The sequence below is a fragment of the Streptomyces deserti genome (assembly GCF_054782695.1).
The window spans coordinates 62,207-83,896 of record NZ_BAAGRZ010000025.1 but is presented as its reverse complement, the minus strand read 5'-3'; the positions used below and the strand labels follow the sequence as shown (position 1 = coordinate 83,896).

General features: G+C 69.8%; 13 protein-coding genes and 1 pseudogene. 7 read left to right on the top strand and 7 right to left on the bottom strand.

Annotation, left to right across the window (positions count from 1 at the left end; all coding sequences use genetic code 11):
- The first annotated feature begins 43 nt into the window (after positions 1-43).
- Positions 44-442, top strand: coding sequence for an OB-fold nucleic acid binding domain-containing protein (locus tag ACYVMZ_RS30310; RefSeq protein WP_461085272.1), 399 nt, complete (start codon positions 44-46; stop codon positions 440-442).
- 3 nt (positions 443-445) lie between these two features.
- A complete protein-coding gene (locus tag ACYVMZ_RS30305) occupies positions 446-1,204 on the top strand; it encodes a DUF3159 domain-containing protein (RefSeq protein WP_461085270.1) in 759 nt (252 codons plus the stop codon).
- Positions 1,205-1,274: 70 nt separating this feature from the next.
- Here the strand turns inward: ACYVMZ_RS30305 and ACYVMZ_RS30300 are convergent, their stop codons facing one another.
- Complete coding sequence (locus ACYVMZ_RS30300) at positions 1,275-1,952, bottom strand: potassium channel family protein (RefSeq protein WP_461085269.1); 678 nt, start codon at positions 1,950-1,952, stop codon at positions 1,275-1,277.
- On the bottom strand, positions 1,952-2,623 hold the full coding sequence (locus ACYVMZ_RS30295) for a potassium channel family protein (RefSeq protein ID WP_461085267.1): 672 nt from the start codon (positions 2,621-2,623) through the stop codon (positions 1,952-1,954). The genes ACYVMZ_RS30300 and ACYVMZ_RS30295 overlap by 1 nt, the downstream gene beginning before the upstream one ends.
- 432 nt (positions 2,624-3,055) lie before the next feature.
- Between ACYVMZ_RS30295 and ACYVMZ_RS30290 the strand changes: the two genes are divergently transcribed.
- Together ACYVMZ_RS30290 and ACYVMZ_RS30285 are read left to right on the top strand one after the other, a co-directional pair.
- Positions 3,056-5,110, top strand: a complete 2,055-nt coding sequence (locus ACYVMZ_RS30290; RefSeq protein WP_461085265.1) for an APC family permease — start codon at positions 3,056-3,058, stop codon at positions 5,108-5,110.
- Between the two features lie 103 nt (positions 5,111-5,213).
- Positions 5,214-6,542 carry a class I SAM-dependent RNA methyltransferase gene (locus tag ACYVMZ_RS30285; RefSeq protein ID WP_461085263.1) on the top strand — a complete coding sequence of 443 codons (1,329 nt, stop codon included), beginning with the start codon at positions 5,214-5,216 and terminating at the stop codon, positions 6,540-6,542.
- A gap of 556 nt (positions 6,543-7,098) precedes the next feature.
- Here the strand turns inward: ACYVMZ_RS30285 and ACYVMZ_RS30280 are convergent.
- The 3 genes from ACYVMZ_RS30280 to ACYVMZ_RS30270 form a co-directional block, all read right to left on the bottom strand.
- Positions 7,099-9,927, bottom strand: a complete 2,829-nt coding sequence (locus ACYVMZ_RS30280; RefSeq protein ID WP_461085261.1) for a glycoside hydrolase family 2 TIM barrel-domain containing protein — start codon at positions 9,925-9,927, stop codon at positions 7,099-7,101.
- A gap of 150 nt (positions 9,928-10,077) precedes the next feature.
- Positions 10,078-11,250, bottom strand: coding sequence for an extracellular catalytic domain type 1 short-chain-length polyhydroxyalkanoate depolymerase (locus ACYVMZ_RS30275; RefSeq protein ID WP_461085259.1), 1,173 nt, complete (start codon positions 11,248-11,250; stop codon positions 10,078-10,080).
- Between the two features lie 642 nt (positions 11,251-11,892).
- The gene (locus tag ACYVMZ_RS30270) at positions 11,893-12,723 is read right to left on the bottom strand and encodes an AraC family transcriptional regulator (RefSeq protein ID WP_461085257.1); all 831 of its coding nucleotides are present in this window, start codon (positions 12,721-12,723) and stop codon (positions 11,893-11,895) included.
- Between the two features lie 73 nt (positions 12,724-12,796).
- Here ACYVMZ_RS30270 and ACYVMZ_RS30265 point away from each other — a divergent pair, with 73 nt between their 5' ends.
- Together ACYVMZ_RS30265 and ACYVMZ_RS30260 are read left to right on the top strand one after the other, a co-directional pair.
- The gene (locus ACYVMZ_RS30265; protein ID WP_461085255.1) at positions 12,797-13,615 is read left to right on the top strand and encodes a phytanoyl-CoA dioxygenase family protein; all 819 of its coding nucleotides are present in this window, start codon (positions 12,797-12,799) and stop codon (positions 13,613-13,615) included.
- On the top strand, positions 13,612-13,887 hold the full coding sequence (locus tag ACYVMZ_RS30260; RefSeq protein WP_461085253.1) for a hypothetical protein: 276 nt from the start codon (positions 13,612-13,614) through the stop codon (positions 13,885-13,887). Before ACYVMZ_RS30265 ends, ACYVMZ_RS30260 begins: the two co-directional genes overlap by 4 nt.
- Before the next feature lie 224 nt (positions 13,888-14,111).
- On the opposite strand, the pseudogene ACYVMZ_RS30255 reads toward ACYVMZ_RS30260, so the two are convergent.
- Positions 14,112-16,118, bottom strand: a pseudogene (locus ACYVMZ_RS30255) (ATP-binding SpoIIE family protein phosphatase); the annotation flags it as partial.
- 1,461 nt (positions 16,119-17,579) lie between these two features.
- Between ACYVMZ_RS30255 and ACYVMZ_RS30250 the strand changes: the two are divergent.
- Positions 17,580-18,749 (top strand): GDSL-type esterase/lipase family protein, encoded by a 1,170-nt coding sequence (locus tag ACYVMZ_RS30250; RefSeq protein WP_461085251.1) that lies wholly within the window; start codon positions 17,580-17,582, stop codon positions 18,747-18,749.
- Positions 18,750-19,012: 263 nt separating this feature from the next.
- Here the strand turns inward: ACYVMZ_RS30250 and ACYVMZ_RS30245 are convergent, their stop codons facing one another.
- Positions 19,013-21,667: an RICIN domain-containing protein gene (locus ACYVMZ_RS30245; RefSeq protein WP_461085249.1), complete on the bottom strand. Its 2,655-nt coding sequence runs from the start codon at positions 21,665-21,667 to the stop codon at positions 19,013-19,015.
- Between the last annotated feature and the right edge of the window lie 23 nt (positions 21,668-21,690).

Sequence of the window (21,690 nt, the reverse complement as noted above, 5' to 3'; positions counted from 1 at the left end):
CCCGGGGGTACGTGCTGTCAGTGCACCCCGGTACGCTTCAGATATGAGTGCTGTTCCTCGTTCCGAGAAGCCGGCGGGCCGGTTCCGGCGCATGCTCGACCGGCTCTCCTCGTCGCAGGAGGACCTGGAGTCCGAGGAGCTGCGGGAGGACGCCGACACCGCCGGCTGTACTCCGATCGGCGACTGCCAGGACCGGCAGATAGTGACGGTTACTGGTACCTTGCGCACGGTCACCCTGCGGCCGCGCGCCGGAGTCCCGGCCCTGGAGGCCGAGCTGTTCGACGGCTCCGCCGCGCTGGACGTGGTGTGGCTCGGCCGGCGCTCCATCACGGGGATAGAGCCGGGGCGCAAGCTGATCGCATCGGGCCGGATCTCCATGAGCCGGGGCCGCCGGGTGCTGTTCAATCCCAAGTACGAACTCAGACCCCTCGGACGGGAGTAGCCGGTGACGTCGCTCGACAAGCCGACCGAAGACACATCTGCGGACGACGCCCGGGCGGTGACGGAGGCCGCGCTGTTCGAGGCGTTCGGCGGAGTGCGGGGCATGGTCGAGACGGTGCTCCCCGGCCTTCTCTTCGTCACGATCTACACGATCAACAAGGATCTGCACCTGTCGGCGATCGCGGCGCTGGCCGTGTCGCTGGTGCTGGTGGTGGTCCGGCTGGCGATGAAGGACACCGTCAAGCACGCCTTCAGCGGTGTCTTCGGCGTCGCCTTCGGTGTCGTCTTCGCGATGATGACCGGCAACGCCAAGGACTTCTACCTGCCCGGCATGCTCTACACGCTGGGCCTGGGGCTCGCGTACATCATCACCACCCTGTGCGGTGTCCCGCTGATCGGCCTGATCCTCGGCCCGGTCTTCAAGGAGAACCTCTCCTGGCGCACCCGCAACCCCGGCCGGAAGAAGGCGTACGCGAAGGCCAGTTACGCCTGGGGCGCGATCCTGCTCGCCAAGTGCGCGATCCTCTTCCCGCTGTACTGGTGGGCCGACACCACCCAGCTGGGCTGGGTGCTGGTCGCGCTGAAGATCCCGCCGTTCCTGCTCGCGGTGTGGCTGACGTGGGTCTTCCTGGCCAAGGCGCCGGCTCCGATCGACGTGTTCGCGGAGATGGAGGCGAAGGAGAAGGCGGAGCGGGAGCGCGAGGCCGCACTGGCCGCCGAGCGCGAGGAGACCGCGGGCGCGCGGCACCGTCGCGAGGCGTAGCTCCGTACGAGGACGAGGGGCGCCCGGAGATCTCCGGGCGCCCCTCGTCCTCGTCGTACCCCCGGCGGGATCAGCCCGCCGTGTTCTCCCGCCGCACCGACAGCAGGTCCTCCAGCTGCTCCTCGCGGGCCTGCGCGGCCACGAAGAGGAGCTCGTCGCCCGCCTCCAGGGAGTCCTCCCGGGTCGGGGTCAGGACGCGGGTGCCGCGGATGATGGTGACCAGGGACGTGTCCTGGGGCCACTCGACGTCGCCGACCTGGGTGCCGGCCAGGGCCGACTCCTCCGGCAGGGTCAGCTCCACGAGGTTGGCGTCGCCGTGGCTGAAGCGCAGCAGGCGCACCAGGTCGCCGACGCTCACCGCCTCCTCCACCAGGGCCGACATCAGGCGCGGCGTGGAGACGGCGACGTCCACGCCCCAGGCCTCGTTGAACAGCCACTCGTTCTTCGGGTTGTTGACCCGGGCGACGACGCGCGGAACGCCGTACTCCGTCTTCGCGAGCAGCGAGACGACCAGGTTCACCTTGTCGTCGCCGGTCGCGGCGATGACGACGTTGCAGCGCTGCAGCGCCGCCTCGTCCAGGGACGTGATCTCGCAGGCGTCGGCGAGCAGCCACTCCGCCTGCGGCACGCGCTCGACCGAGATGGCGGTCGGCGCCTTGTCGATCAGCAGGACCTCGTGTCCGTTCTCCAGCAGCTCGCCCGCGATCGAACGGCCGACCGCGCCGGCTCCGGCAATGGCGACCCTCATCAGTGACCGCCCTCCTCTTCGGGACCCTTGGCGAACGCCGCCTCGACCCTGTCGACCTCGTCGGTCCGCATCATCACATGCACCAGGTCGCCCTCCTGCAGCACGGTCTGCGAGGTGGGCAGGATCGCCTCGCCGAGCCGGGTCAGGAACGCGACGCGGACGCCCGTCTCCTCCTGCAGCCTGCTGATCTTGTGCCCGACCCAGGCCCCGGACGCGTGCACCTCGGCGAGCTGCACGCCGCCGGTGGGGTCGCGCCACAGCGGCTCGGCGCCCGAGGGGAGCAGGCGGCGCAGCATCTGGTCGGCGGTCCAGCGGACGGTGGCGACGGTGGGGATGCCCAGGCGCTGGTAGACCTCGGCACGGCGGGGGTCGTAGATACGGGCGGCCACGTTCTCCACGCCGAACATCTCGCGGGCCACCCGCGCCGCGATGATGTTGGAGTTGTCACCGCTGGAGACAGCGGCGAAGGCGCCGGCCTCCTCGATGCCCGCCTCGCGCAGGGTGTCCTGGTCGAAGCCGACTCCGGTGACCCGGCGGCCACCGAACGAAGAGCCCAAGCGGCGGAAGGCGGTGGGGTCCTGGTCGATCACGGCGACCGTGTGCCCCTGTTCCTCCAGGGTCTGGGCGAGAGCGGAGCCCACTCTGCCGCAGCCCATGATGACGATGTGCACGACCGTCCTTCCGGTGTCCGGGTGTCTTGATTTTTCCTCAACAGGGTCTCAGACCGCCGCCCAAGCTACACACGCACGTCCTGGGAGGGGGACCCCCGTGCACGATCGCCGGGTGCCGCGGCGGTCAGCGGCGGTTGATGCTGCGCACACTGGCGAGGGTGAGGATGCCGAGGACGACGAGCGCGGCTGCGGCGCCGATCAGTTCTGCGGTCGCGTGCACGGGACCTCCATGGGGCGGCGACAGCCGGGAGAAGGGGGCGGGGCGTAGTCATGCCGGGTTCGGTCCGGGTTTGGTCATATAGCCATGAGAACGCCCCCACCTGCGGAATCCGCTGCCGCACCGGTCCCTGATTTCACTCGGAGAGCAGAGGGAACGCGGACAGGGGGTGGCGGGTGGGCGGCCCCGCGTTCGAACGCTTACGATCCTCTGTTGTGTCCAAACTGACCGACGTGCCCAAACGGATCCTGATCGGGCGCGCACTGCGCAGTGACCGGCTCGGGGAAACGCTCCTGCCGAAGCGCATCGCACTTCCCGTCTTCGCCTCCGACCCGCTGTCCTCCGTGGCGTACGCACCCGGAGAGGTACTGCTGGTTCTGTCCATCGCGGGTGTGTCGGCGTACCACTTCAGCCCGTGGATCGCCGCCGCGGTCGTCGTGCTGATGTTCACCGTGGTCGCCTCCTACCGGCAGAACGTGCGCGCCTACCCGAGCGGTGGCGGCGACTACGAGGTGGCGAACACCAACCTCGGCCCCAAGGCGGGCCTGACGGTGGCGAGCGCCCTGCTCGTCGACTACGTGCTGACCGTGGCCGTGTCGATCTCCTCCGGCATCGAGAACCTCGGCTCCGCCATCCCGTTCGTCGTCGAGCACAAGGTCTTCTGCGCGATCGCCGTGATCGTGCTGCTGACGCTGATGAACCTGCGCGGCGTGAAGGAGTCCGGCACGGTCTTCGCCATCCCGACGTACGTCTTCGTCGCGGGCGTCTTCACCATGATCGCGTGGGGTGCGTTCCGGGGGCTGGTCCTCGGCGACGAGATGCGGGCACCGACGGCCGACTACGAGATCAAGCCCGAGCACCAGGGCCTGGCGGGTTTCGCCCTGGTCTTCCTCCTGCTGCGCGCCTTCTCCTCCGGCTGTGCCGCGCTCACCGGCGTCGAGGCGATCTCCAACGGCGTCCCGGCCTTCCGCAAGCCCAAGTCGAGGAACGCGGCGACCACGCTCGCGCTGATGGGTCTGCTCGCGGTCACCATGTTCTGCGGCATCATCGGCCTGGCCCGGGCGACCGACGTCCGCATGGCCGAGAACCCGGCCGTCGACCTGCTCCGTGACGGCGTCCCGGTCGGTGCCGACTATGTGCAGCACCCGGTCATCGCGCAGGTCGCCGAGGCCGTCTTCGGCACGGACAGCCTGCTGTTCATCCTGCTGGCCGCGGCTACCGCGCTGGTGCTGTTCCTCGCCGCGAACACCGCCTACAACGGCTTCCCGCTGCTCGGCTCGATCCTCGCCCAGGACCGCTACCTGCCGCGCCAGCTGCACACCCGCGGCGACCGGCTCGCCTTCTCCAACGGCATCGTGCTGCTCGCCGGCGCGGCCATTCTCCTCGTCTGGATCTACGGCGCCGACTCCACGCGCCTCATCCAGCTGTACATCGTCGGCGTGTTCGTGTCCTTCACGCTCAGCCAGACCGGCATGGTCCGGCACTGGAACCGCCACCTGGCCACCGAGAGGGACCCGGCCAAGCGCCGCCACATGATCCGCTCGCGCGCCATCAACGCCTTCGGTGCCTTCTTCACCGGCCTGGTGCTGGTCGTCGTCCTCGTCACCAAGTTCACGCACGGCGCGTGGGTCGCGCTGCTCGGCATGGTGATCTTCTACGCGACGATGACGGCGATCCGTAAGCACTACGACCGCGTCGCCGAGGAGATCGCGGCACCGGACGGCCCGAGCGACGACATCGTCCGGCCGTCCCGCGTCCACTCCGTCGTCCTCATCTCGAAGATCCACCGCCCGACGCTGCGCGCGCTCTCCTACGCCAAACTGCTGCGCTCGGACACCCTGGAGGCGCTCAGCGTCAACGTCGACCCGGCGGAGACCAAGGTGCTGCGCGAGGAGTGGGAGCGGCGCGGCATCGACGTACCGCTGAAGGTCCTCGACTCGCCCTACCGTGAGATCACGCGGCCGGTCATCGAGTACGTCAAGAGCCTGCGCAAGGAGTCGCCGCGCGACGCGGTGTCCGTGATCATCCCCGAGTACGTGGTCGGCCACTGGTACGAGCACCTGCTGCACAACCAGAGCGCGCTCAGGCTCAAGGGCCGGCTGCTGTTCACGCCGGGTGTGATGGTGACCTCGGTGCCGTACCAGCTGCAGTCGTCCGAAGCGGCCAAGCGGCGGGCCCGCAGGGAGCAGGAGTGGAGCAAGCGCGCGCCGGGTGCGGTGCGGCGCGGTCCGGCGGAGGAGCGGGCGAAGGAGTCCTCGGCGCCCCAGTAGACTGGTGGGCTGTTGTCCCGGGCCGGTCGCCGCAGGCCACCATGGACCGCGGTCCGTCCGTCCCGCACGATGTTCCTTCTCTAGGTTGTGGAGTCACCCCGCCATGCAGGCAGAACCGAGGAAGTCGCTGGTGGGGGAGGAGTACGAGGTCGAGATCGGCCCCGTCGCCCACGGTGGCCACTGCATCGCCCGTACGTCCGCCGGCCAGGTGCTGTTCGTCCGGCACACGCTGCCCGGTGAGCGGGTCGTCGCCCGTGTCACGGAGGGCGAGGAGGGCGCCCGCTTCCTGCGCGCCGACGCGGTGAAGATCCTGGAGGCGTCCAAGGACCGCATCGACGCCCCCTGCCCGTTCGCCGGTCCCGGCCGCTGCGGCGGCTGCGACTGGCAGCACGCCAAGCCCGGAGCGCAGCGACGCCTGAAGGCCGACGTCATCGCCGAACAGCTCGCGCACCTCGCCGGGCTCACGCCCGAGGAGGCCGGCTGGGACGGCACGGTGGTCCCGGCCGAGGGCGACAAGCTGCCCGCGGGCCAGGTCCCGGCCTGGCGGACGCGCGTGCAGTACGCGGTGACCGCCGACGGCCGCGCGGGCCTGCGCCGACACCGCTCGCACGAGGTCGAGCCGATCGACCACTGCCTGATCGCGGCCGAGGGCGTCAGCGAGCTCGGCGTCGAAAAGCGCGACTGGACCGGCATGGACTCCGTCGAGGCCATCGCGGCGACGGGCTCGCAGGACCGCCAGGTGATCCTGACGCCGAAGCCGGGCGCGCGCCTGCCGCTGGTGGAGCTGGACCGCCCGGTGTCGGTGATGCGCGTGGACGAGCGGTCCGGCGGCGTCCACCGCGTCCACGGCCGCCCCTTCGTCCGCGAACGCGCCGACGGCCGCACCTACCGCGTCGGAGGCGGCGGCTTCTGGCAGGTCCACCCGAAGGCGGCGGACACCCTGGTGACGGCGGTCATGCAGGGCCTGCTGCCGCGCAAGGGCGAGTCGGCCCTCGACCTGTACTGCGGCGTGGGCCTCTTCGCGGGCGCGCTCGCCGACCGCCTCGGCGAGAAGGGCGCGGTGCTCGGCATCGAGTCGGACAAGCGCGCGGTGGAGGACGCCCGGCACAATCTCGCCGACTTCGACCGTGTGCGGATCGAGCAGGGCAGGGTGGAGTCGGTGCTGCCGCGCACGGGCATCACGGAGGTCGACCTCGTCGTCCTCGACCCGCCGCGGTCGGGGGCCGGCCGGAAGACGGTGGCGCATCTGGCGTCGCTGGGCGCGCGGCGGATCGCGTACGTGGCCTGCGATCCGGCGGCCCTCGCGCGGGATCTGGCGTACTTCCGGGACGGGGGGTACCGGGTGCGGTCGCTGCGGGCGTTCGATCTGTTTCCGATGACGTCCCATGTGGAGTGTGTGGCGATTCTTGAACCGGCAGCAAAGGGGCTCTGACCTGCAGTTTTCCTAGGCCGCTCAGGTGCGGCCGGGTGTGCTCGACCTGTTTCCCGGCCCCCCGAGGTGAAGGGCGCCATACGCTCGGAGCCTCCCGTCTGACATGGGGTTTCGTTACGGGGAATGAGGATGACGGTTGAGCTCCCTTTCCTCTCGGCAGGATGGTGGCCCACGGTCTTGACGCTCGGCTGACGCCCGCTCTGATGAGTTGTACCTTTGGTGCCAACCTAGACACAGGCGTCCACCACTCCCTCCAGCGCGGCACGCTCCACCACGGCGCGTTCGCGCATAGACCGTCGGGTCCTGGTCCGGCCGTCACGAGTTCAGGCAGCGGCTGTGCTTCCCTCACAGATAGCCGGCATCAAAAGGCGACAGGCGTGAAAAGCCTGGCGCGAACCTCACCCTGCCGGGGCGATTGGCGTCAAGACCGGTTCCTCGCTCCAGTCGGCGCCAGTCTGCTCCGGACCGCCGACGCCGTCATGGACGGCGAGGAGCAGCGCCGGCCGGCAGGGGGCCCGGCCGCATGGTGCGGCGTCGGCGAGGGGGGTGGAGGCGGCTACTGGGAGAACGAGAAGTACAGGGTTCGACCGTAGTCGCCCGTCGCCGTGGTGGGGCCGCCGCTGGGGCCGAGCGCGGACGGTGCGTCGAACTTGGTGCCGATGGCCGGGATGGCGTCGAGGAACGACAGGTCTCCCTTCGGGAAGGGCGGCGCGGTATGGCGGGGGTCGGGGCCGAACCGGGGGGTGAAGAGGCGAAGGTAGAGGTTCTCCTCCTCGGAGACCATGGTGATGCGTCCGGCGGTGGTGTGCAGGGACGCCCAGCGGACGCCCGCGTGGTAGCCCTTGAACTCCGGGTACACCCAGCCGTCGGCACCGGTCGCGGTGTCGTTGTACTGCTTCTTCCAGACGTCCGTCGCGACCCCGCGCAGCCGGTTCTTCCACACCCTGTGGGGTCCGTGGCCGAGCCATGTCACGCCGGTCACCTGCGATTCGGGATGGTCGAAGCCGACGCCGAAGAGGTCGTGCTCGCCGGTGAGGTGGTAGCGGTAGTCCAACTGCAGCCAGCCGCTGGGGTGCAGATGCCACCGGACGTGCCGCAGCACGCCGGAGTACTCGGCCTCCACCGTGTAGCCGTTGCCGTCGGGCCCGTGTGTCAGGCGGGTGAGGTCGGCCGTTCCGGTGGTGGGCAGCGGGCCGCGGGACAGCGCGAAGTCCGTCCCTCGGCGGGTGACGCCGGCCAGCATGCCCGTCGTGGCGTCGAGCGTGACCGTGGTGTGGCCGGACGCGAGGGTGAGCCTGTCGTCCGCGAGCCGGCCGCGTACGGCCGGTCCCGGGCCCGTCCGTACCAGCCGTCGGGCCTGTTCGGCGGCGGAGGCGATGGTCCATGTCCAGCGGCGGATCTCGCGGCCGTCGGCATCGGCGACGGTGAGCGCCAGGGCGTCGGCGCGTCGCCAGCCGGACGGCAGGGGCAGGCGCAGCACTCCTTGCGCGCCGGGTTCGATGTCGGGAGCGGAGGCGGTGCCCTGGGCCCGCACCGTGTGGCCGTCCCGCCGCTGCGCCGGGGTGCGGAAGTCCAGGAGCCGCCAAGTGAACCGGCAGGTACGGGTGTTGGTGAAGGCGTAGTGGTTGGTGAGGCTGATCCGCCCGTCGAAGTCGTCCGGCAGTCCGGAGGTGAACCGCTCCGGCTCGGCGAGTTGTACGGGAGACCAGATGTCCTTGATCGTGTAGAAGCCGGCCTCCTTCTCGCGGAAGGGGCCGAGGATGCCGTCGGGTGCGGCGTTGCCCGCCACATCGATGGCGCCGCCGAGGTCGTCCCGCACGATGCCCTCGTCGACCAGTGACCACAGGAAGCCTCCGGCACTAAGCCGTTCACGGCCCATCAGCTTCCAGTAGTCGTCGAGCCCCGCGCCGGCACCGCCGTCGTAGAGACCGTGGAGGAACTCGGTGGGCATGAAGACGTCGCCCTGTTCCTGGAGGATGCGGCGCGTGCTGGCGTACGTCTCGTAGTGGTCGGTGTTGATGCCGCCGAAGTTGGCCCAGGGGTGGAGAACGGTGCGCCGCTGGGGGTCGTGGCGGGCGTAGTCGTCGTCGAGGGCGGTGTTCCAGCCGCCTTCGTTGCCGTTGCACCAGAACAGGATCGACGGGTGGTTGACGTCACGGGTGACCATCGAGGCGACGAGGGGTCTGCCCGCCGCCTCGTCGTAGGACTTCTGCCAGCCGGCCAGTTCGTCGAGCACGTACAGCCCGAGTTCGTCGGCGAGGTCGAGGAAGTGCGTGTCCGGCGGGTAGTGGGACATCCGGACCGCGTTCATGTTCATCTCCCGCGTCAGGAGGATGTCCTTGCGGCTGATGCGGGCGCTGGTCGCCCGGCCGGACGTGGGCCAGATGGTGTGCCGGTTGGCTCCTTTGAGGAGGATCCTGACGCCGTTGACGTACACGCCGTCGCCGGGGCGCACCTCGACGGTGCGGAAGCCGAATCTCTCGTCGACGCGGTGGACGGTGCGGCGGTCGCCGACGCGGAGCGCGACCTCGACGCGGTAGAGGTGCGGGGTCTCCGCCGTCCACTGCCGGGGGGAGTCGACAGTGGTCCTGAGGGTCACCGTCGTGGCGCCGGGAGCGACGGCCGCGGTGAACGGGGCGCCGACCTGGCGCCCGGAGAGGTCGGTGACCCGGGCGACGAGACGGTCGGCGGCACCGGTACCCGACAGATGGGCGTCCATCCGCAGCGTGCCGTCGGCGCGGGCGTCGACGGCGATGCGTTCGATGTGCTGGAGCGGGAACGCCTCGAGATGGACGGGGCGGTAGATGCCGCCGAAGTTCCAGTAGTCCCCGAGGCGTTCGGCCCGGTTGACGGAGTCGTCGGTGGATTCCTTGCTGACGGTCACCTCCAGGAGGTTGTCCTGCCCCGGACGCAGCTTTCCGGTCACCTCGTGCCGGAACCGGTAGAAGCCGCCGCGGTGGACGGGCCCGGCCGACTCGCCGTTGATCCACGCCTCGGTCTCGGTCATCGACCCCTCGAAGACGAGGAAGACGCGTCTGTCACGCCAGTGGGCAGGCGGCGTGAAGGTGTGCCGGTAGCGGCCTTTCTCCTCCGGGCGCAGATTCCACCCGTAGTTGTACGTGCCGTATCCGTGGAACTCCCAGTTGGACGGAACCGGGATGCTGCCCCAACTGCCGCTGCGCCGCCCGCTGGTGCACAGGAAGTCCCAGTCGACCGGGTTGTCGGCGTCCTCGCCGGACAGGTACAGGCGCTCGGTGCGCGTGGAAGCGTCCGTTCCGTCGGCCGTCTCGGCCTCGGCGGCCCGGGCCGAGCCCGTGGGAAGGCCTCCGGCGAGGGCCGCGCCGGCTGCGCCCAGGATCAGAACGCCACGGCGTGACAATTGCATGACATCTCCAGCCTTCAGAAACCATCGGGAGGGAACGGCGGGGACGTGCGCGTAGTCGACGGGTCCGGGTCGGCGCTTCCCCGCCCGCGCACCGCGGGCCGACAGACCGCCGCGGGGCCTGCCCGGCCCTCTCAGCCCTGGGCGGTGGTGTCAGCCGAGGCGCCACTGCTGGTTGCTGCCGCCGTTGCAGTCCCACAGTTGGACCAGTGCGCCGCTGGCGGTGGAGGCACCGGTCACGTCCAGGCACAGGCCTGACTGGACGCTGGTGATGGTGCCGTTGGAGTTGCGGTTCCATTGCTGGTTGGTGCCGCCGTTGCAGTCCCAGATCTGCGTCTGGGTGCCGTTGGTCTGCGAAAAGCCGGGCACGTCCAGGCACTTGCCGGAACCGGTGGCGTGGACCGGACCTGTGGTGGTCCCGCCGGTCCCGCCGTCGAGTCCGAAGAAGGCGATGGCCCGGGCCGCCATGCCGCTTTCGGGCAGGGAGTGCCCGGCACCCTGGATGCTGATCGCCTCGACCGGTGCCTGCGCGCCGGCGGAGCCGTAGCGGGTGCGGGTCCAGCCGGGCTGCGGGGAGTCGGTGAAGACCGGGGTCCGGCTCACCCCGAGCACATTGGTCCACTGCTTGATCTCTTCACCGAAGTTCACGTAGTCCAGCGCTTCGTCCTCGGTGCCGTGCCACAGCTGCATCCGCGGCCGGGGGCCGGTGTACCCCGGGTAGGCGTTGCGGACGAGGTCGCCCCACTCCTGCGGGGTCTTGGTGATCTGGCCGGTGGAGCAGGCGCTGTTCCAGCCGGAGCCGTCGGTGGTGGCGAAGCAGCCGAACGGCACGCCCATGAATGCCGCACCGGCCTTGAACAGGTCGGGGTAGTCGCCGAGCAGGACATTGGTCGTCATCGCGCCGGACGAGGCGCCGGTGACGTAGACCCGGCCGGGGTCGGCGTTCATGTTCTGCAGGGTGTAGCGGACCATCGAGGCGATGCTCGTGGGGTCACTGCCCCCGTCACGCTTGAGCGCCTGGGGTGAGGAGACGTCGAAGCACTGCCCGGTGACGTTCGCGTCCGGGTAGACGACGATGAACCCGTACTGGTCGGCCAGGCGGGCGAACTCCGTGTTGGAGTGGAAGGCGGGCCCCGTGCCGGTGCAGTAGTGCACTGCCACCAGCACGGCCGGGCGTGCCGGAGCGTTGTCGGGCCTGTAGACGTACATCCGCAGGTTTCCGGGGTTGCTGCCGAAGTTGGTCACCTCGGTCAGTGACGCGGCCGACGCGGTGGTGGCCGAGGCGCCGGTCAGTACGAGCGCCCCGATCAGCGGCGAGATCGCCATCAGCAGGGCTACCAGTACATCTGTGACGCTTCTCTTTTTGGACTTCCGGGACATGACGGTGCCCTATCTGAAATCCGGCGCGGCCGGGGGATGACCGGTGGTGAAGCGCTTCGACGGTTCCATTGTCCTGGGCGTGGTGTCAATGCCTGGCGGTAAGCAAGGCCGCGTCGCCTCCATTCCTCTGTTTCAGTAGAGAATTCTCATCAACTCGAGTTGTCAGTTGAAGCGCTTCAACATTCGCTGAGGGCACCGGCCGACCTTGATCGCTTTTCCAAGTGCGGGCCATGACCGTGTTCGGGAACGCTGTGGCGAGCCGATCCGCCGCAGTCTGACCGCGACGGGAGGGCCGTTGTCGACGATCCAGAACACGCGCTTGGCGCTTGCGTAGGGTTCCTGGCTCATGACCTGGGCAGCCAGGCGGCTATGGAGGCCAGGGCGTGCCGCGTCTGCAGGTGTGATCGACGCGCGTCGCCCTGGCCGTGCCGGGGTCGAAGGCGGGGTGGCAGCGGCACCGGGCCTGGGATGGACGTCTTCTCATCCGCGCTGATCACGTACTCGTCATCGCCGAGCTGTTCGCCCTGCCAGGTGCAGGGAGTCGTCGGTGCCGCAGCCGAGGCCGGTGACGTAGGTGCCCAGCGTCCGTCAGCGGCACTGACGTGCCGTCTCGACGGGGCTCTCGTGCGGGCCTCGGCCGTCCGGTCCCGCCGGGGCAGCCGCACGTACGTCGCGCGGGCTCGCGCCGAGTTCACGGCGGCAGGCCTTGTTGAAGGCCTGGAGGTCGGCGATGCCCACAGCCGCGGCGACGGCGGTGATGGACAGGGTGGAGGACAACAGAAGGTGACGGGCGCGCTGAAGGCGTCGGTGCCGGATGTACGACACGACCGTGAGGCCGGTTTCGGCACGGAACACGCGTGTCAGGTGTGTGTGGGAGATAGCGACGGCGCGAGCGACGTCCGGTACGGACAGCGGGCCTGCCAGGTGTTCCTCGACGTAGGCCTGGGCTGCGGCCACGAAGGGGTGGCGGCGCCCGGCTCCCTCGCCCCTCGGTAGCTCGGCGATGCGCCACAGAGCGGTCCAGACCTCGGCCGTGGCTCGTGGGGGAGAGGTCGGCATGGCCGTCACGGCGTGTCGGAGCAGGTCGGCCAGGTGGGTGCTCTCGGCCGCGGCGTCCTGCATCACGGGCACCACCCGCGCGGTTCCGCCGTCGTGCAGCCGCAGGTGGACGTAGAAATGTTCCGACCTGCCCCGGTAGTGGAAGTGCACCTCCGTGTTCGGCGGCACGAGGCTGACGTGGCCGGGACGTATGGGGTGGACCGACTGCCCGAGGGACAGAGCACCCTCGTAGTGGTAGAGGTGCAGCTGCCACAGATCAGGCAGCCGGAAGACATCGTGGGCGGTGGAGACGCCGTGTACCCCGATGCCGGCATCGACCACGGTGGGCGCCTCGTCGAGCCGCAGCGTTACGTGTTTCACGAGGACGGAAAATTACCAGCACTGGGCGATTTCAGCCCACGACCGAGCCGGACTGGGCACGTACGTTCGTCGTATGTCAACCAGCAAGCAACTCCTGACATCTGTTCAGGTGGCGCGCTTCGTCGGACAGGGATTCCTGCGCCTGGACGGGGTGGTGCCGCAGGAGATCAATGAGCGGGCCATCGCGGCCTTGACCGAGGGCCTGCCTGAAGTGTCCTACGGCATTCCGCTGCGCGGGGCGTTCGCGCGGGACACCTTCGTCCACGAGCTGCTCGCCCTGCCGGTCGTCGCGGGCGCTGTCGAGAGCCTGGTCGGCCCCGAGCCGACCGTCGACCACCATGCGGTTCATGTGCGCGAGCCGCACGAGGGACAGGCACAGCCGCTCCACGCGGACGCGATCATCGACATGCGGCCGGACGCGTTCGACATCCAGCTCATGTACTACCCGCACGAGGTGACCGCCGAGATGGGCGGCACCCTCAGCGTGCCCGGAAGCCATCTGCGCAGGATCAACGAGACGGACATCGGCCGCGTCCAGAACCTCCGGGGACAGACCCGTCTGACCTGCCCGGCGGGCACGGTCGTTCTCGTGCATCACGGCATCTGGCACAGTGGCCGCCGCAACGACACCGCGCACCGTCGCTACATGTACAAACTCCGCCTCAACCCGACCGTGCCGCAGGTGCGTCTGTGGGACCTCTCCGACCTGCACGACCCCGCGGTGACCGCGGAACTCAACACGTACTTCCCCTGGTACGAGTGGGCCACGGGCCGACTGGAGATCTACAACCGGGTCCTGCTGTGGCGGGCCCTGACCGGAGACGACTCGTTCGACGTCGAGAACTGGGTCACGCGCGTCAGCAACCGGCCGGCCCTGAGGAGTCACGCATGAGGCAGCAGGTTCTGGTCCTCTATCTCGCGACGTCGGCGCTGGACTCCCCCGTCGTGGGCTGGTCCCGCTACGACGGGACCGGCCGGACCCGTCCGACGACCGGTGACAGCGATGAGCCGCCCTATTCCACCGGGCTTGGCGCGTTGCAGGACGGGTGGCGCCTGTTCCAGGCCTCCCAACTGCTGCCCCCGCAGCCCGGTCACGAGTACGACGTGTCCTTCCTCAAGCACGAGTTCTTCTTCGAGAAGTTGGAGGACAGCTCTCGTCCCTGACCCGACCCGACGCAAAAACGTGTGCGCGCCGGGGAAGAGTTCATCGGCGACTCCCTCACGGGGGCTACGGCAACCTCTCGACCTCCCGCACCTGCCCTGGGACCAGGTCAGGCGGACCACGAACGCCGACGTGAGCTACGGCGCCCTCACCGCCCGGCAACTGAACGCCGGCTACCAGATCAACGGCTACTCGGCCCATGACGACCGACTCATCGCCGACCGGCTCACCTCCCCCGGGGGAGGGTCTGCGCGCACCAGATCGTCTTGCCGTTCGTGGTGTGCCGGGTGCCCCACCCCTGGGTGAGCTGGGCGACGAGCAACAGGCCCCGGCCGCCCTCGTCGAAGGCGCGCGCCCGGCGCAGGTGCGGAGCGGTGCTGCTGGCGTCGGAGACCTCGCAGATCAGGGAGGTGTCGCGAATCAGCCGCAGCTTGATCGGCGGCTCGCCGTATCTGATGGCATTGGTGACCAGCTCACTGACGACCAGCTCGGTGACGAACGACGCCTCCTCCAGGCCCCAGGCCTCCACCTGGTCGATGGCGAACTTCCTGGCGCGCGGCACCTGCGCGGTGTCGGGCTCGACGTCCCAGTCGGCGACGTGGTGGGGATCCAGCGCGTGAGTGCGAGCGAGCAGCAGGGCGGCGTCGTCGGTACGGCGATCAGGGAGCATGGCGTCCATCACCGTGCCGCACAGGGCCTCCAGCGAGGTGGCCGGGTGGTGCAGGGCTCGCTGCAGTTCGGCGATCCGCTGGTCGACATCGCGCTCGCGGCTTTCCACCAGTCCGTCGGTGTAGAGGGCGAGCAGGCTGCCCTCCGGCAGTTCGAGCTCGGTGGCCTCGAAGGGCAGCCCACCGATGCCGAGCGGCGGTCCCGGATGGACGGGTATAGGGGTTCTGGTGCCCTCCGGGGAGATGACCAGCGGCAGCGGATGGCCGGCGCTCGCCAGCGAGAGGCGGCGGGAGACCGGGTCGTAGACGGCGTACAGGCAGGTGGCCCCGGTCTCGCCGGTCGGCTGGAAGGTGCCGGCGGGCTGCAGGTCGCTGGCCAGGTGGAGGACCAAATCGTCCAGGTGGGTCAGCAGCTCTTCCGGCGGCAGGTCCACGTCGGCGAGGGTACGGACCGCCGTACGCAGCCGGCCCATGCTGGCCGAGGCGTGCAGGCCGTGACCGACGACATCACCCACGACCAGGGCGACCCGGGCGCCGGACAGCGGAATGACGTCGAACCAGTCACCACCCACTTCCGCGCCGGTCCCGCCGGGCAGGTAACGGGAGGCCACCTCGACCGCCTCCTGGCTCGGCAGGCGCTGCGGCAGCAGGCTGCGTTGCAGGGTCAGCGCGGTCGTGCGCTCGCGCGAGTACCGGCGGGCGTTGTCGATGGCGACTGCCGCCTTGGCGGTCAGCTCTTCGGCGAGGATCAGGTCGTCGGCGGTGAAGGCCTCGGGCCGGTCGAGGCGGGAGAACGCGACGACGCCGAGCAGCGCGCCGCGCGCCAGGAGCGGCACGGTGATCCGGCCGGTCAGCCCGTCCTCGGCGATGGACTCGTCGATCACCGGGTTGCCAGGTGGCCAGTGGGCCGGGTCGGCGGCGAGCCCGGGCCCGAAGGCCCACTCGCCGCCCTCGCCGGGCTCAGCGGCGAGCTCAACCGTGGACCTGCCGGTGGCCATGCAGCGGGCGGCGACGGAACCGGGAGCGTGCGTGACCGGTGTCGTGGGCCCCGGAGCCCGGTCGGCGTCCTCCTTCGCGCTGTGCTGGGCGGCACGGCTGAGCCTGAGCGTCTCGCCGGGGGTGAACGCGGATATTGAGGGCGGTTCCTCTCCGCGCAGCACCTCGTCGAAGAGATCCACGCTGACGAGGTCGACGAATCCCGGCACGGGGGTCGTGGCCAGTTCCTGGGCGGTGCCGATCACGTCGAGTGTCCGGCCGATGCCGCCGCTGGCCTCGTTGAGAATGAGCAGGCGCTGCCGAGCCCAGTACTCGGCGCTCATGTCGAATCCCCAGTTGGCGATCGCCAGGACCCTCCCCTCGCCGTCTCGGACGGGCCATATGCTGGTGGCCCAGGCGTTGGCGTAGTTGCTGCCGCGCGGGCGGAAGACGGTGATGAGACGCGCGGGCTCGCCCGTCCTCGCCACTTCGGCGAGCTTGTCGGTGTAGGGCTTGTCGTCCCTTTCGGGAAACAGCGTGCGGTCGAATTCGGGAAGCACCTCGCGGTACTTCTTGCCGAGCACTTGCTGCCCTTCAGGGCTGGTTTCCAGCGGCTGCTTCCAGCCTAGATCGGGCTCCGCTCCACGGCGCTCCGGCCGGTGATTCGGGGTGCCGGGTGCCACGTGCCGGAGCGACCGGGGCCGGGGGCTGCGCGCCCCGCTCGACAGCAGCCGTGGTGCGTCCGCCGAAGGGGCCCGACTCCGTGCCGTCCGGCACGGGGAACTGGCCGGGGTCGGCGCGTCTCGAAGGACGGGGGCGACTCGTCCGCGAGCGGGTGGCGGGCCGCTCGACGAGGTCCAGCCTGCCCGGCCGCCTCCTGCAGGATCGTGAAGAACATCACCGGGGCGCAGAAGGCGGGGCCTCCTGGCCGGTGCGGAAGGCCGCGATGCCCAGGCGCTCGCCGGCGGGCGTGAACCGGTGCAGGAACTCGATCTTCTCGTCGAGGCTGCGTTCGAAGTGCTTCGATGCCGCCGGGCACCGGGGGAGTGTCAGGAGATCAACCTCGCTGCACCAAGCAGGGCCTGCATCTGAGCCATGGCCCGCACCCGGGGCCGGATCACGCTGTTGATGACCAGCGCGAGGGCGATGGGGATCGGGACCAGCGCCCCGCCCCCTCCATGGCGACGTCCCCGAGCTCTACATGCGCCGCGGAGGGCTTCACCGACGGCCGTCCGCAGCAGTGGGTGCGGAAGGAACAAGAAATAGCCGGAATCATGGCAGACGCAGGCAGCGACGGTCCTGCGGCGCCGATCCGGCGTGACCCGCGTCCAGTCGGACGCGGCCGTCCGGTCTCGAAGGCGGCGTCGGCTTTCTTCGCGACCGAGCTCGACCGGCCATCAAGACACTCGTAGCGTTCATCGACGAGTTCAAGAAGGTGTTCGGGGTCGAGCCGATCTGCCGTGTGCAGTCCAATACTCCGCGGAATGGGTGGACCGGATTAACCTCCAGCGTCTGCATTCTGCGATCGGCGCCATTCGGCCTGCCGAACACGAAGCCCGGTGTAATTCGGCCCGTCGAACAAGGGGTCCAGTACAAGGCTCAACACAGCCTCGACCGGCCGCTGGATCAACCCGGAGAGCCTCCACTGATTCCGGAGCCGTTGAGTTCGTGTGCAGGTGGTGGCCTGCCCGTGAGGAGCGTGCGCATGTGCTCCCCAGTCGATCACTCAGCGAATGGCTACCAACGGGTCCGGTCACCAATTCCCGGTCGGTCGAGCCTTTCTGGTGATTACGCGTGCCGTTGTGACCGTTCCTTTATCGGCCTTCCATACCCAAGTCGGCGCCACCCTTGCTAGGTTGAAGCCCGCGCCTCCGAGGCGAAGTCGGGCAGGTCCGCAGCTCACGGAGGCAGAACCCCCCAATGCCTTCACAAGAAGGCTTTACTTGGGTGCCTGAGAGCCGTAGCGGCTGAGTTTCGTTGCTTCCAGTCACGCCTCATGCCATGCCTTTCGGCGCTCAAGCCCCCCAACAACTGGAAAGCGCACGTAAGTGATGAGATCCCTTCAGCGTTTCGGCCCCGGGCTGGCCATCTCCGCTCTGACGATCGTGCTGAGCACGCCCGGACTGGCCGCCGCCGACGAGGCGGCCGACGGCAAGGACACCACGTACTACATCTCGCTCGGCGACTCCCTGGCCACCGGCTACCAGCCGGACGTCGACAAGGACACCGACGTCGCCTACACCGACCAGCTCTACACGCAGCTCAAGCAGCGCGTCCCCGGACTGAAGCACATACGCCTCGGCTGCACCGGTGAGACCACCGAGTCTTTGATCAGCGGCGGAAAGTGCGACTACCCGAACGCCAAGTCCCAGCTGGACGCCGCTCTGAAGGCCATGGCCCAGCACCACGGCAAGGTCGCCTACGTGACCCTCAGCGTGGGCGCGAACGACATCCTCCTCAACTGCGTCAGCCCGGCCGGCACCCTTGACGGGGCGTGCCTGAACAGCCGGAGCCAGACCATGGCGAAGAACCTTGCCCAGATCGCGGGCGCGCTCCGCCAGGCGGGCACGAAGAACACCCAGTTGGTGGGCTCGACGTACCACAACCCGTTCCTGGCGACCTGGCTGCTGGGCGCCCAGGGGCAGCAGGCCGCCAAGGAGTCGGCACCCCTGATGGAGGCCGCCAACACGGGGATTGCCCAGGTGTACAAGTCCACCGGCTTCAAGGTGGCGGACGTGGCCGGGGCGTTCTCCTCGAACGACTTCACCACCATGGTGAACGTGCCCGGCGCGGGTGAGGTGCCGGCGAACGTGGCCAAGATCTGCCAGCTGACCTGGGCGTGCACGAAGAAGGACCCGCACCCCAACGCCGAAGGCCACAAGGTCATCGCAGGCGCCTTCGCGGCGGTGCTCGCCAAGAACGACGCGCCCGGTGCGGGCGCTTCCCCGACCCCCAGCGAGCCGGCCACGCCCGGTGCGGGCGAGTCCTCGACCCCCAGCGAGCCCGCCACGCCCGGTGCGGGCGAGTCCCCGACCCCCAGCGAGTCGCCCGCGCCCGGCACGGACACGGGGGCCAACGACCCGACCACGAACGGAGATCTCGCCGAGACCGGCGCGTCGAGCAACACTCCCGTCCTCGCGGGTGCTGGTCTCGCGGTCGTGGCGGTCGGTACCGCCGCGGTCTACTTCGCGCGCAGGCGCCGTACGCGCGAAGAGAGCTGACGGGTTGTCAGTACGTCTAAGAGCAGCAGGCCGCTCGCGGTGTCGCGGGCGGCCTGTTCGGCTCGGTCAGGGACGGCCGGGGTGCAGACCCCAGCCACCCGGAAGGCCCTGCCCCGCGAGCGTTCGCTCCGCCGGTGCGTGTGTCGGGCAGGCCGTGTTGGACGCCCTGCCGGTGAGGTGACGCGCCTAGGTATCGGGCGAGGTCCCTCAGCCATGGCGGGACCGCAGGCCGTGGTGCCCGCGGCCCCGCTCGGGCGTCGGGGTCAGGACGGGTCGCCGTACTGGAGGCCGCGCCCGTTGGTGCCGACGTAGACGCGGCCGTAGGTGTCGGGGTCGCCGGTGATGACGCCGACGCCGCCGATGGCGCCCCACTGGTGTGCCTTGTCGTTGACGCGGAGCCAGGTGGCGCCCTTGTCGGTGGAGCGGAAGACTCCGGTGACGTCCTTGACGGTGCCGATCAGGTACAGAGCCTGGTAGCTGGTGCCCGGCTTGGCTTTGCCGAAGCCGAGGGCGGAGGCGGACTGCACCGTCTTGAGCGTGGTGAAGGTGCGGCCGCCGTCGGTCGAGTGCAGCAGACCCTTGCCACCGCCTGCGATCCACAGGTCCCCGGCGATGCCGGGGACGGCCTTGAGCCGGCCGTCGGCGGGCAGGTTGCCGGCGCGGGCGGTGAACGTCGCGCCACCGTCGGTGCTGGCGTAGAGCGTGCCGCCGGACAGCGAGTAGAAAGTTCTGGCCGAGGAGCGGTCGGCGACGACCACGGCGCCGGTGCCCAGACCGCTGACCTTCGACCAGCTCGCCCCCTTGTCGGTCGAGCGGTACGGGGCCTGACCGGCTTGGGTCCAGACGATGGCGGAGCCGTCCGCCGCGAGCGCGACATGGCCGTCCTGGGCACTGGCCACCGGCTCTGCCTTGAAGCCGTTCCAGTTGCTGCCGCCGTCGGTGGAGTAGGCGCCGTCCTGCGCCCCGCCCCGGCCGACGCGGACCATCATCGAGGGCTTGGACTGGGCGAAGTCGATGTCGGTGCTGTTGGTCATCATCGGGTTCTTCAGCCGCCCGGCGGGCACCCTGGCCAGGGAACCGTGGAGGAAACCGCCCTGGTCGCCCATGGCGGTGAGGACGGTGGCGCCGCCGGGCGGGGCGATCGCGTCCATCAGCGCGGTCTCCTCCAGTCCGCGGGCTCCCACGGTCCAGTGGCTGGTGCCGCCGCTGTCGGAGGCATTGGCGTCCTTGCTGCGCCAGATGCCGTTGCCGGTGCCGTACAGCACATGCCCGGAGTTGAAGGGATCGATGGCCAGGGCGGTCATCCAGTGCCCGGTGTGGGTGCCGAGGTAAGGAGCGGCGGAGGCGTTGCGCACCGATTTGTCGGCCAGTGCCTTCCAGGTCGTGCCGCCGTCGGTGCTGCGGTAGATCTCGTCCTCGGGCCACCAGCGGCCGAGGGTGGTGACCATCACCGTGGAGGGCTTGCGCGGGTCGACGGCCAGACCGGAGAACCCGTAGCTGCCCTGGGACGGGGAGATGTTCTTCCACGCCCCGCGGTCCGGCGTGTACTTCCACACCGAGCCCGCCGTCACGCCGTTGGGTCCGAGGTTGTTGGTGTACGTCAGGTACAGCGAGCCGTCACCGGAGAGCACGCCGTGCTGCGGCAGCTGGCCGGTGGGCTGCCCGGAGACGGCCTGCCAGGTGCTGCCGCCGTCGCTGGAGCGGTACAGGGAAGTGGACTTGTCGTTGACGCCGACGTAGATCGTCTTGCTCCCGGCTGGGCCGTACGTCACGAAGGAGATGCCCCCGCCGCTGCTCGCCCCGTCCTTGACGGGGAACGAGGAGACCTGGCGCCAGGTCTTGCCGTAGTCGGTGCTGCGCCACAGGCCGTTCTTGCGGGTGCCGAGGAGCAGGGTGCCGTGGTTCGCGGGGTCGATCACGAGCCGCTCGCCCGCCCCGCGGCCGTCCTCGTTGCCGCCCAGCTTGAACGGCAGATCGGTGCGCTGGAAGGTGCGCCCCCGGTCGGTGGAGCGCAGGATCGCGCCGTTGCCCGCCCACTGGTTGGTGTAGGTGCCCGCCGCGAGGTAGAGCCGCCTGGGGTCGACGGGGTCGGTCGCGATTGCATCGATGCCCAGCAGGTTCCAGTCCTGCTCGCCGAGCCAGTCGGTCAGCGGGATCCACTGCTCGGCCCCGGTGTCCCAGCGGTAGGCGCCGCCCATGTCGGTGCGTGCGTACAGCAGGCCCTTCTCGCGCGGGTTGAACACCAGCCCGGTGACATAACCGCCGCCCACCACCTGGGCGTTCTTCCACACATACGGTCCGGCGGCAGCCGTGGTCTGCGCCCCGCCGGCCCCGGACACCCGGGTCTCGGCCGTCTTCACCAGCTTCCACTGCTGGTTGGTGCTGCCCCGGCTCGGATACTGAATGACCGCCGCGCCCTGGGCCGTGGAGCCACCGGAGATATCCAGGACCTGGCCGCTCCTGCGGGAGGTCAAGGTGACGGCGTCGGAACCGCTCACCTCGTCGATCCGCCACTCCTGCGAGGTGGCGGAACTATCGGTCTGCTGCTCTGCGGCGGCCCCCTGGGCGGTCGAGTTGCCCACGATGCCCAGCACTTTGCCGCTGTTGCGGTTGACGAGCTCGTAGTAGCCGTCCCCGGCGGGCTTCAGCCGCCACTGCTGGTTGGCGCTGTTCTGGTCGGTCCACTGCTGGATACGGGTGCCGTCGGCGGTGGAGAAGCCGTTGACGTCCAGCACCTTGCCGCTGCGCACGGAAACCAGCCGGTAGTAGGCATCGCCGTCGACCGTCGCGGCCTGCGAGTCCTCCTGCGCGTACAGGAGGTACGGCACGAGTACGGCGGGCACGCCGAGCAGCAGACCGGTGGCGGTCCAGCGGCGGCGGTGACGCCCGCGGCGCCCGCCGGTCGTGGGGTTGGTCATGGGGAGGCGTTCTCCTTGCATAC